The organism is Parabacteroides sp. CT06, assembly GCF_002257605.1.
Taxonomy (GTDB): domain Bacteria; phylum Bacteroidota; class Bacteroidia; order Bacteroidales; family Tannerellaceae; genus Parabacteroides; species Parabacteroides distasonis.
In genome coordinates this window covers 1481300-1494796 of the sequence record NZ_CP022754.1, presented here as the reverse complement: position 1 = coordinate 1494796, position 13497 = coordinate 1481300, and the positions used below count along the sequence as shown (strand labels likewise).

Annotated in this window: 6 protein-coding genes; all 6 read right to left on the bottom strand. The window is 45.1% G+C overall.

Annotation, left to right across the window (positions count from 1 at the left end):
- Window positions 1-437 precede the first annotated feature (437 nt).
- A complete protein-coding gene (locus CI960_RS06545; RefSeq protein WP_005857979.1) occupies window positions 438-2030 on the bottom strand; it encodes a RagB/SusD family nutrient uptake outer membrane protein in 1593 nt (530 codons plus the stop codon).
- A gap of 25 nt (window positions 2031-2055) precedes the next feature.
- Window positions 2056-5232, bottom strand: a complete 3177-nt coding sequence (locus tag CI960_RS06540) for a TonB-dependent receptor (protein ID WP_005857976.1) — start codon at window positions 5230-5232, stop codon at window positions 2056-2058.
- 731 nt (window positions 5233-5963) lie between these two features.
- Window positions 5964-8852 carry a hypothetical protein gene (locus CI960_RS06535; protein WP_005858009.1) on the bottom strand — a complete coding sequence of 963 codons (2889 nt, stop codon included), beginning with the start codon at window positions 8850-8852 and terminating at the stop codon, window positions 5964-5966.
- A gap of 1 nt (window position 8853) precedes the next feature.
- Entirely contained in the window at window positions 8854-9996 is a 1143-nt protein-coding gene (locus tag CI960_RS06530; RefSeq protein ID WP_005858011.1) for a sugar MFS transporter, read from the bottom strand.
- On the bottom strand, window positions 9986-12352 hold the full coding sequence (locus tag CI960_RS06525) for a GH92 family glycosyl hydrolase (protein ID WP_005858014.1): 2367 nt from the start codon (window positions 12350-12352) through the stop codon (window positions 9986-9988). Before CI960_RS06525 ends, CI960_RS06530 begins: the two co-directional genes overlap by 11 nt.
- A 3-nt stretch (window positions 12353-12355) precedes the next feature.
- Window positions 12356-13453, bottom strand: a complete 1098-nt coding sequence (locus CI960_RS06520; RefSeq protein WP_094582296.1) for an ROK family protein — start codon at window positions 13451-13453, stop codon at window positions 12356-12358.
- Window positions 13454-13497: the final 44 nt, after the last annotated feature.

Genomic DNA, 13497 nt, shown 5'->3' with positions numbered 1-13497 from the left:
TAATTCATATTTACAGGGTAAAAGACCCGTTTTCATTTGAATACGACACCCATTTCTTCCCAATCTATCACTTCATACTACCGCTCTTATCACTTAACGCCACCGTATACGTTGGCCAACGGCACAGTTTGCATCGGTTAATACTACTTATTGTATCGGAAAATGATGGTTTTTTGAAGAAAATAAGGTCCTGAATGTCTTTTTTTTCCTAAAGTTTAGGCTGGCTGAGTCTTTTTAAAAAAGAGGGCTGTCAGAGAAATGCTTCTTTTTAACATGAATTGTCAAGGTTTTCGGTATTTTACTTACTATTCATATACCTTAAAAAGCAGAGAAAACATAATAATTGTACACTAATATGAATGTGGCAATGAATAAAAAGGAGAGAATGAAAAACTCATCCTCCCCTTTAAAACCATCAGTTATTAAAATAAAAAATATTACTTCGCAGAATATCCCTCATTCTGAGTTAAATTCGGGTTACGCTGTATTTCATTTACAGGGATCGGCCAGTATAGGTCTGTCTCCTTGAACTTAGCACCACTACCATTCGTAGCACCGATCAAATCAACAAATTGAACCTCACCCTTGTTTGTAGCGGAGATTTGAGGGAATTTACCTGTACGAACACAGTCATCCCAAATCTTCATTTCCAATGGGAACTCACGTAAACGCTCTTTCCAGCACTCTTCAATAAAAGCTTGCTTGCCTAATCTTTGAAGCTCGGAAGCGATTGTAGAAACATCCTTACCTTCCATGTTAGCACGTGCCTTAACTTGTGCCAAATAGCCGGCAGCCTCAGCGTTTACACCACTAGACTGAGCGATAGCTTCAGCGGCAGATAATAATGTTTCAGCATAACGATAGAAGTTCCAGTCTTTCGTACCCTTACCAGTCTCTAAGATAGCAGTTTCATCGTACCAGTACCAGTTACAAAGCATCTTCATATCCAAAGTTGTTCCATCAACCGGATGTGTATATGTACGATGGAAGAACTGATTCATCTGGGCACGCAAGTCTTTCTCACCATACACATTTAAATAGCGCTCGCTAACACCATACACATTTACCCACAAAGAGTACTTGTTTCCAGTAGAAGAGTTGGCGAAGAATGTCGGAGAAATCAAATTGAATGCGTGAACAGGGATATTACCGTTAGGAGAAATAGCCGCATCATATTCACGGGCATAAATAACCTCTGGCAGATCATCTGTTGTACGTAACTTATTGAACGCACTACCTTCCGCAAGGTTATCGTTAGTAGCCAAAGCGAATTTTCCGCTATTGATTACATCTTTCAATGGAGTAACCGCATTAGCGTACTCGCCTAGTCGCATGTAAACATCGGCCAGCAACATATCAGCCGCATATTTTGTCACACGGTGACTATTTCCCGCGAAAGTAGCATCAGGCAAATTCTCTACAGCAAACTGTAAATCAGGAATAATAACAGTTTTGTAAACCTCCGACGCAGCTGTACGAGCCGGATATTCAACCAAAGTAGCATCTTCTGTTGGCTCTGTAATCATTGGAACATCACCAAACATCTTCACAAGATAGAAATAGTTTAGCGCACGGAAGAAACGAGCCTCTGCTTTATACTGAGCTTGTCCGTCCATCTCTACGCCATCCACATATTTAATAACTGCGTTAGCTACATTGATCGACTTATAACAACCTTTCCATGTGTCATTAGTCAAATAATTACAACAAGATTGCGTAAAGTTCTGACGAGTCAACTGGCGAGCATAAGAACAGTCTACTTCCTGGCCTTCATACTCATTCACAAAATAACCAGTTACCATGTTCATTACTGACAAGCTAGAACCTCTATAAGCGCCTGTCATATTACCCATCTTATCGGGAGCACCGTCACGATATAGATAATTGACATTGCCAATAATATCAGCACTTGTCTTATAATAGGTATCCAGCGTCAAGGATGACTTTGGTTCCTCATCCAAAAAACTGTCACATGCGGTAAATCCTACCAATCCCGCACATAAAATAGCCGTTGTTAATATTTTTTTCATCGCAATTTTCTGAATAATTAATTAATTAAAATGTTACATTTACACCCAACGTAAACGTTCTAGCTCTCGGATAAGAGAAGAAGGCCATATTCTGACCAAATTGCTCTGGAGATACCGCACCATTAGATGTAGAGATCTGGGATGTACTTTCAGGATCGTATCCATTAAAGTCTTTCGCCGTGATCAAGAATGCGTTGTTCACATTCAAATATAGGCGTAAGCTACTAAACGGAGTCTTTGCCAATTGATTTGAGTCGAAAGTATAACCTAACTGGATTAAGTTCGCACGTAAATAAGAACCATTAGCCACCCATTGAGAGTCTGTCAATGTATCCTGTCCTGCGTGACCACCGTTGAACAACCAGATAGCTTGCTGCATAGAATTAGGATTCGTTCCATTATATGCGTCATACAAGATATTTGTCAAACCGTTAGTTTGTCCGAAACGGTCATACGTAGAGTGATAGAACTGTTGCAAGGTCTGAACACCAGCGACAAATTGTAGATCCAATGTGAAATCCCAATTCTTGTAACGTAATGTATTGATCATAGATCCAGTCCAATCAGGTACACCTTTACCTATGATCTCACGCTCAGAAGAACGTTTCGCACGACCGATCTGTTTCTTCTCACAGTTACCAGCCTCATAATCCTCGATCGTATAAACGCCTAAACGCTTATAACCATAGAAACTACCTACACTCTCACCAACACGTAAGATGGAAGCACCACTTACCCATTCGTTCTTCAAGATATCCTCGTCATTATCACCTAATGATAAGATCTTATTCTTATTAAAGTTGGCATTGATAGAGGTTGTCCAAGTGAAGTCTTTCGTATCAATATTGCGAGTAGACAACATCAAATCCAAACCTTGGTTACGGATAGAACCGATATTCTTATAAACTGTCTCGAAACCTGTTGTATGAGGAACCGGGGCATCCAATAACAGATCAGAAGTCTTCTTGTTGTAATAAGAAGCATCTAACGTGATTCTATTATTGAACAAACCTAAATCAAAACCTATATCGAATTGAGCGGTTTTCTCCCATCTCAGATCAGAGTTTGGTAATCTATTCAAATAAGAATAGGAATTACGTGTTCCATTCAATAATAAGGTTTCGCTTGTAACTGTTGCCAAAGATTTGTAAACACCAATCTCAGAGTTACCGGTCAAACCATAGCTAGTATGCAACTTCAAGTTGCTGATCGTATTTTGATCAGACATAAAGTCTTCTTGCGTGATGTTCCAAGCCAAACCTGCTGATGGGAAGAATGCGTATTTATTATTCTTACCAAACTTAGAAGAACCGTCATAACGACCAGTAATTGTAGCGGAGTAACGATCCTTGAATGTATAAGCGAAACGTAAGAAATATGAGTTCATAGCCCAACGTTCCCAATAAGTCTTCGGAGCATCAGGCTTCGTACCTGCGTCCATATTGAAGTCCTCAAAGAAATCGCTAGTGAAGTTCTCTGTATACATTCTAGAATAGTCATATTTACGCTCCTGCCAAGACAAACCGGCCATAGCATTGATACGGTGCTCACCAATCGTCTTGTTATAAGTCAAGTAAGTCTCTTCCTGCCAATAAAGAGTATTTGCGTGATATCTTTCAGCACGTCCATGTTGGTCATATGCCAAATTCACCAAGTCACTTGGCATATATTTGTGCAAAGTCTTAAAGTTAGCGTCAACACCGAATTGAGTCTTCAAATCCAAACCTTCGATGATATGGAATGTCAAGGCTGCATTACCGAATACTTTTGTATTATAGTTCATATTCTTATAAGTCTTCAAGATATGAACAGGGTTAGACATTGCCTCAAAGTCCATCGGCATACCTTCTGGAGTATTAGTAGAAGTATACTTTCCATCGTATTGAACCGGCATCCAAGGAACCATCTCGATCATAGTACGACGAGCGTCCTGTCCACCGCCATCCTCAGGAGTAGAGTTGCCCCAAGTATGATTTACAGCTAAATTGACCGCTGTAGACAACCATGTCGTAGGATTGGCGTCATAAGCGATCTTCGCATTCAAACGTTTTGAATAGGTATTCAGCATGATGCCTTGGTTATCAGTATAGTTCAAGAATGCACCCATAGATGATTTCTCGCCACCTTGCTGAACATTCAATTGATGGTTATGAGAGATCGCTGTACGAGTTGCCTCATCTTGCCAATCTGTATCATAAAGAGGATTACCGTTAGAATCGAAGAAACGACGATCTGTAAACCAATCCGCACGATTAGTAGACCAGTTAAATGGATTGCCATCCTTATCAGATCCCCATCTATTCTCATTCTCAATACCTTGCATAAAAGCATCGCACCACTCCTGCGCATTCATCGTATCCATCTTACGAGCGCGATGAGCCAAGCTTACAGAACCAGAGTAGCTAACCTTCGTTCCGCCTTCTTTGTTACCACGTTTCGTAGTAACCATGATAACACCATTGGCACCACGAGCACCATAGATAGCGGTAGCGGAAGCATCTTTCAATACCTCCATAGACTCGATGTCATTCGGGTTCATCAAATAGAAGTTCTCCATTACTACGCCGTCCACAACATACAACGGATCAGAAGAGGCATTAATTGTCGCTTGACCACGGATAACAACACGGCTACCATAAGCACCCGGCTGGCTAGAGTTAGAGAAGATATTTACACCGGCAGCCTTACCACGCAAGTTATCCAATGCACTAAAGTTTTGAGCTTTTAACATCTCTTCTCCTTTAGCTGTAGAAATAGAACCTGTTACATCCGATTTACGCATCGTACCGTAACCTACTACTACTACCTCATCCAAAGTCTGTGTATCTTCTTTCAATGTAACATTGATTGCAGATTGGTTGCCTACAGGGATCTCTTGAGATAAATAACCAATATAGGAAATCACCAAAACTCCGTCGGCGGGCACACCCTCGATCGTATAATTTCCATCGAAATCAGTGATCGTACCGTTTGTAGTGCCTTTCACCACCACGTTAGCGCCAATAACAGGCTCACCTGTACCGTCAACAACCACACCTGTTACTTTCTTGCCTTGCTGCACTGCCATTACTTCATCAACCGTGCCTGCGGGAGCGGGAGCGGCCATAGCGGCGTTTACAGAGAAGGCAGAAAGCAGCAAACAGAACGCTGAGGCTTTAGCTATCCCCTGAATGGATAATAGCTTAGATTCATTCTTTGTCATTTTGCTTTGTTTTTTAATTAAGTTTAGATTGATTACATTGTCTATGTAATTTTTATCGTTATAGATGGACATAGTTCGTACGGAACTAGTGCGCCATTCATGGTCTATATCATTAAAAACTGGGCAAATGTATAACTTTTTTTGTAAACTAGACTTAAATCTATAGTATTTTTTTAATAAAAATGACACATTTATCACAAATCACCCCTTGAAACCAAGAATATCAGCCCTTAAATGTACTAAAAATATATTGTTCCGTACGGACTTACAATAGTATCATCGCCTTTCTATCACATAAATAATTAACTATCAAATATTAGCAGTAAAAACACTTTAAATTGGTTACAATAAACAAATGTTAAATTTATTGAGATTCAAGGCTAGGCGAAAATGGCACTAGTATGGCTTCTATGAAAAAAACAGATAATGTATTCAGAGACTGGATAATATGAAAAAATTTAGCCCTTCTTTATAAATAAAAGAAGAACCACATTATCTACAATCTTTCTACCAAGAAAGCGCCATAGACTTATTCCCACAAGGCTTGAAATCCAATAAGGCATTACCCGAAACAGAGTCTCTCATGACACTCTTCACCCATCACTCTAACACAAGCAAGTCTTCTGCTTAGAATAATACCGATTTATTTGGGGTTAGATCCTATCAAAACATTCAATATACAAACATAAGACAAACTGGATAAGGGCGGGCAAACCCCGCCCCTTACCATGCTACCAAGATAATTTTATAAACTTATTCTCCCACGGAGCGAAACTCAACGGATTCCCCGAAACTGGGTCTCCTACGACATCACAAACCGTAGTTTTCACAAAATTAATTTTATCTGAAGTTACGGAGAAAGTAGCTGGCTTCCCGCCTATCTCACGCAATTGAAGCATAACAGCATTCTCGCCTTCCACAGGCCTCATGTTTACCAACAACAAATTCTCCGGTACGATCTTGAAAATGGAAGCCGATTGGAGAGGCTCCACCTTTTTATCTCCGGCAGGCAAAACACGGGTCAAGAACGGAATCCGGTTTTCCCAAGCGAACTTAGTCGCATACTCAATAGAGTTGTCTTTCGAAGAGTTGATGAAGTAACTCCATTGCATCTCTCCCATTTGGTCCGCATTGAAATTGGTTACCCAGTAGTTGTTCATCGGCCATGAATACATATTCGTGGACTGAGGTACGGCTCCGGCTTTATACCGCCCCGTATTGATCGCCCCAAATTGCATTAATGGTATTTCTTGGCTACCCATCACGACCTGTGACTCTCCATTACGAGCCGTAGCGAAGTTTTGCACCGTGTACCAATCGTTAGAGGAGCCCGGGATTTGGTCTACACCCGCCTCAATCGATCCGCCGGGTACATCTAAATGGATCTTTCCTCCTTCAACCTCAAACGGGAAAGCGATATAAACCGCTTCCGGATCTGTTACCGCTTTTTTGCGCAGGCGATAAACTACCTCGATTTTCTTTGTTACGTTAAATACACGGAATTCCACCATCAAATTATTCGGCTCACGTCCCGCTATTGTCTCTCCCCGGAAACGATATGTATCCCAGACATCGCCTTTCTCATATTTCTCGAAACGCATCTTCTCTGGGCGACGGCGGAGGAATTGGGGAGCACGATATTGTTCCATCGGATGACGGCTATCGATAATCTCATAAATAAACTCTCCCATCTCCCATTCCGCATCCGGCGTAACCAATTGTTTGTTCAAATCCTTATCATATAATTTACGAATCGTACCTTTACGGGTATTGAAGTCGATGGCATACCAAGGATTCTCCACATGTGTCTCTTTTAATTCCGTAGTGCCCTGTATTTCCGGACGTGGCGCATCCTTCACCTTTATATAATACTGTGCGTATCCCAAAGCCGGGACTTCTTTCACGTAAAAGTTCCAATAAGTACCATCGGAACGGCTTTCGCCGGCTTGTGCGGGAATTACGTTGCCAGCCGCATCCACGATCTCGAAAGCCTTGTCTTTCGGAAGAATCTGATGATCGACATAAGCTTTAGCGATACCGCTATAACTCCAGTTGAGCGTATTGAATACAGCGATAGACGGAACATCGCTTTTGGGCACGAACGATTGTAATATACCCATAGTGGCCTCTCCCAGCAAACCGGAATGGCGATAGGCTTCCCACGCATACGATTGTTTCAAGGAGCGTTGTTCCCAAGTTTCCAGTCCATAAGCATTACGTACGCTCTCACTATGCCCGAAAGTATGCTCATCATAGAACAAAAGAGCTTTGTTGATGTCCTGAATTCGATCATTGATGTCTGTCGGCAATTGAGCGCCTAGCATTTTGGCGAATGACAATCCGGCTTGGTTCGCGATAATATCCGAGTGAGTCACACGAGATATGGCGGCCTCGCGGGCACCGGAACCAAAACCATCCGTCCACCAATCCGGCCAAGCTCCACGAATGGTCTCGATACGATCCGCATATTGGCTCTCTACCGTCTTAAAGAACTCGCTGGCTACCGCCGTGCGTAATTTCGGCCATTCATACTTCTCATTCCATTTTTGTAGCATCTCACAACTTTTCGTGGATGGAGGCGCATTATCCGTAAAATAACCCGAATGCTGGGCGGCCAATATATCATACGGATAGTTTTTCGCTTCCATTTGATCCAGATACGCTAAGACCCGTTCCTCGAACTGCTCAAAATCATCGGTATGGATACCAAAGAAATTTCCTTGGTTATAATGCTCGGCACGATAGGTCAAGACCTTCTTCCCGGATGGAGATTCCCACCAGAATACGGTAGGTTTATCAAAACAGATCAACGCCCGGTGGCCATGGGTTCCCATATTCACATATTTCACGCCGGCATCCGCAAAATACTCGCTGAAGCACCAACCGATTCCATTCACGTCGTCTTGCATAGCTACCTCGGCACGCATCCCATTCTCACGGAATTGCTTGATCGGATAAAGGGAGGCGGCGAGCGTTTGCTCATCGGGTAATTCGTCAAAGTTCAAGTACATTGTAGCTAATTCGATACGACCCTCTTTTACCCGCTGCTTCAGGCGAGCGATCTGTTCCGCCGGACGGCATTTCAAATATTCGCTAACCGCCCAAGCGATCTCGCAAGTCCAACGGAATTTAGCGAAATCCGGATAATTATCCGTAGCGTCGCAATAATCCAACGCATAATCAATATATCGTAGATGTTCCGCTAGGATTTCCATTTGGGAACGGGTATAACCGATATCCGTATGCGTGTGTTGCACCATATTCATTTGCCAATGGCGAACCGGTTTTACCGTCACCATAGTCTCCTCTTTCTCTTTCCCACTTGTCAGCGTCAACGGTAATTGGCGAGTCGTGCTAACCTCGGGTATCTCGATTCGGAATACATTATCCCCGGACACCAGTTTCTCTTTACGGCTTTGCTCGCCTAAACGGATCGTTACTGTAGAAGGCTCTCCTTCATGTTTCACGGAGATCTCGACCTTTTGGGTCAGTCCGTTTTTCGATTTATAAACCGCCGGCAATACACGGCTCTTGACATCCGATAATCCCGGAGACGCATGGACCGACAATGTCCCAATCAACAAAGCCAATCCTGCTGATAAATAAGTTCTTTTTTTCATTTTATCGTGTTTTTATGGATATAAGTCCTATATACAGCATACATATTAATAATAGCATCAAGCCGGCTACCTGCCCGAACATATCGGCTAAGCCTCCCATACAAGGCGTAATCAAGGCGCCTCCCGATACCCCCATAATCATCAAGGCCGATACCTCGTTGGATTGCTCCGGACGATGTTCCAACGCGAAAGAGAACAGGATCGAAAACACATTCGAGCAAGCCAAGCCAACCAGTACGATCATAACGCCCATGCTCCACAAGCTATCCGAGATAAGCAATCCCACGAAAGCAAGGATAACGATCAGCATGCTTCCCCTTAAGAAAGGTCGTGACGAGATCCTCGCCAACAATATAGCCCCCAGGAAAGAGCCTCCCGTACGAGCGGCGAAATAAAGGCTACTCCCTAATCCGGCCTCTTGCAACGGCATGGATAACTTTTCCATCAATAGCTTAGGGATCGTCGTATTCAGACCGACATCGATCCCGACAATACACAGAATCCCCAAGAAAAGCATCCGTATCCTAGCATCTTTACATAAAGCTAATGTAGAGGCGAACGAGGCTTCTTGCTCCTCTCCTTCCTCTTTACCCGGAATAGTCGTTATCAACCAGATGATAGATAACAAGGTAGTCACCGAATAGACAATGAATATCAACTTCCAATCTCCCCAGAAAGAAGAAGCTACACCTGCGATAATCGGCCCTAAGAAGGAAGATACCGCCTTAATAAACTGCCCTAAAGTAAGCACGCTCGTTACTTTATCCGGATTTACCACCCGCGCTACCATCGGATTCAAGGACACTTGCAAGATCGTATTTCCAATTCCCAGCAAAGCGAACGCAAACAAGATACAAGCAAAGTCATAGAAGAAAAGAGGTATCAGCATCGCCAAGGTCGTGATGGCCAAGGCAGCGACTACCGTATTCCTACGCCCGTGCCGTCCCATCCAGATACCGGTGGGGACAGAGAACAGGGCGAACCAAAGAAAGACCATCATGGGTAATAGGTTCGCCAAGGTGTCGGACAAACCAAAATCCATCTTCACATAATTCGTGGCAACTCCCACGACATCCACGAATCCCATCACGAAAAAGCCGAAAAGGATCGGGAATATAGCGGAGTTCGTACTTTTAGTTCTCATATCGATCTTTTGGTTGGTTACCCATTTCTAAAACCAAATGTCCACCTTGAACAATCTCCGAGAAAGGAATACGAGTATCCGTCAATGGTTTCCCGTTTAAGTCCATGGATTGCACGTAATCATTTTGCTTACTATTATTACGAGTCTCGATCACGAATTCCTTCCCTTTATAATAGCGGTCATTCAGCCGGATCGTAATCTTATCGAACAAAGGACTACCCAAAGCGAAAGAAGGCGCTTGATCCGTCAAGCCTTTCATATCGAATAAGCCTAAGGAAGAGATCACGTACCAAGCCCCGAGCTGGCCTTGATCCTCATCCTGTCCGTAGCCATAACCGTGGATGCCATCCGTACCATAGAACTCATTCAAGATCGCCCGCACCCATTTTTGCGTAAGCGAGGGACGACCGGCCTCGTTGAACATCCAAGAGATGTGCAAACAAGGTTGATTTCCTTGGTTATACAAGGTTTGCAAACCGGCGAAAGCCCCTACTTCCGTGCCTCCGCTAAAGATTAATTTACGAGACACCGTGAAGATGCTATCCAACCGATGGTTAAACACGTCCGCACCAACTTTAGCGACCAAGCCTTTCGCGTCGTGCGGTACATAGAATGTATATTGCCAAGCGTTACCTTCTTGGAATCCGCGCCATACTTGCATCGGATTGAAGTCCTCGATAAACGTACCATCCTTCTTTTTAGGACGGACAAAATTACAGGAAGGGTCATAGATACGCTCCCAGCCTTTCGATAAATCCATCAAACGGTTATAATCGTCCGTCTTACCCAGTTGCTTCGCCCATTGGGCCACAGCCCACGCGCTATAAGCATATTCCAAGGTATGGGAAGCGGAGAACATGAAAGCCTCGTCCGGCCCGTCCCCTTTATCCAAATGAGGCACATAACCATATTCCACGAAATAACGGGTATCGATCTTTCCCGCGCCCAACGGACGATTCTCCCCATCCAACTCATTCTTCAAGCAAGCCTCATAGGCCGTATTCACATCGAAATCCCGGATGCCACATTGATAAGCGCCAGCGATAATCGTACTTAATAAATTCGTACCAACCCCGGAGACATAACGGCTATTGGCGATTCCATCCGCCAGCCAGCCGGCATCCTTGTACACCAACAAATGGCTACTTATATAATCCGAATAATATTCCGGATAGGCCAAAGCCCAAACCTGTGTCAGATTCCATTGCGCTCCCCAAGCGGCATCGGTATTGTATAAGTTATGTATCGGTTTCCCGTCTTTCAAAGGGATTTGTCCTACCGAGCCGTCATTTCTCGGATAGGCGCCATTCACATCGCTAGCCAATCCGCGGCCCAATAAAGCATGATACAAACCGGTATAGAATTTCACCTTATCCTCTCGCGCCGGAGTCTCTACCCGGATACGTCCCAGATAGTCTTCCCATGTTTGGCGAGAGATCTCCCTTGCCTCGTCAAACGTAAGGGTAGCGGCCTCCGTCTCCCTATTTAACCGGGCATTCTCCACGGATGTATAGGAAAGACCTACTTTAGCGGTTACCGACTCTTGATCTTGGGTACGGAACGTCAGATAAAGTCCGGCCCCCACGCCCGTCGCTTTCCGTTCATCCGGACGGATATCCGCCCCGTTGAAAGCGCCATATCCAACGGGAGCCTTATCCAGCACCGCCGAGAAATACAAAGGAACCGATGCCCCGGGTTGATATTTCCTCACATATTCAGGCTCAGTAATCACCCAGCCCTCGATACGCCCGTCTTCCGTAAAGGTTATTTCCGCATCCCGTACGGCTCCGCTCTCTCCTTGGCGGTTTCCTATATCGAACAAGATATGGCTATCCTCTCCGGCCGGAAACGTATAACGCTGGATAGCGACACGAGGGGTAGCGGTAAGCTCCGCCCGGATCGAGTAATCTTTCAAGAGGACGGAATAATAACCGGCCGTAGCGATCTCGTCCGCACGATCAAAACGGGAACGGTATCCTATACCGGTCGAGTCGTCTACCGCCCCGGGAATTGTTTTCAATGAACCCTTTGTAGGCATCAGGACGATTCCGCCGATCTGGAACTCATGCAAGCAGGGGAAACCCTCGATCGATTGATCCCGATAATCGTAACCGGTCGCCTCCCAACCGGATTTATTCCCGATATGCCCGTTCGTAGAAGGGGCCGGCTTGGCCATACCGAAAGGCATCGCTCCCGGGGTAAAATGAAACCAACGGCAATGCGCCGTGCCGATCCGAGGCTCTACATATTGGCTAAGCTCTTCTTGCAGGGCCTTCTTGCCTTGTGTCACGCAGGATGTGAAAACCCCGCACAGGAACAAGAGGAAACAGACCGGCTTCATACTATACTTTCTCATAATTTATTTAGATAGATGGTTTAACGCAAAAACATAAGCACCCATAGCGATCGAGCGGTTGGCTCCTTGCTTGCTGAAGGTCACCCCTATCCGTTTACAAGGATCGTATCCTACCTTGCGATTCGTACCCGGGACTAGCACCTCGACAGCCTCTCCCCGGGCAAAACCGGCGAAGCTCTTCTCGTCGTCCAAGTCATACACCTCCTTTTGCAAGCGCCCGAAACGAGCACCGTCCATCATTCCCGTCTGCGCATTCATCTCTTTCAACAAGGCCGGCAGGATGTACTTGGATGCACCGGACAAACCACCGCCTATCACGATAAGCCCATCGATCAAGGTAATAGCGGAAGCCAACGCGTCCCCAGCCATCTCACCCAACTCCTCAAACGCGGCGATAGCCGCTTCCCGGTTACCCGGACGAATACCCTCGGCGATCTCGAAGATCTCTTTCGGGGTACGCGCCCCCACATCACCGCTCCGCTCCGCATAGACACGCATGACCGCCCGTATGCTGACGCTCTCCTCCACGATATACTCCGGGTACTTCTTGTTCCGCAGGCACCATACATATCCTCCCGCCGCGTTATCACCCCGCAAAAGCTCTCCATCGATGACAACCCCGGCACCAAAGCCTGTCCCTAGCGTGACACCTAGCAAATTCTTATATCGTTTCGTACTTCCCGCCTCCCGCAAACGGCGGTTGATCTCCGGGAGCACTCCCGTCAACGCCTCTCCGTACGCAAACAAGCTTCCGTCGTTATTGATAAATACCGGTATCCCGAATATATCTTCCAGAAACGGGCCTAACGCTACGCCACCCCGGAAAGAGGGGAAGTTGGGTAAATCGCCTATGATACCGGCTTGATAATCCGCCGGACCAGGAAAAGCGAAACTGATAGCGACCGGAGCTTCCGGCAAGCCTGCTTGAATTGCCTTAAAACCCTCTACCAAATTACCTAAACACTTATCCAAGCAATCCGCGCATGCCGGAAGAACTACCGGATCGGCTATCTCTTTTCCACCTTGGATGGCAGAGAAGACAAAATTCGTTCCTCCCGCATCCAATGTCATTACTATTCTATTGTCATTTGTGTACATCATATATTCCTTTTCTTTACTTAAAGAGGTCCCGCCAGTGCCACAGC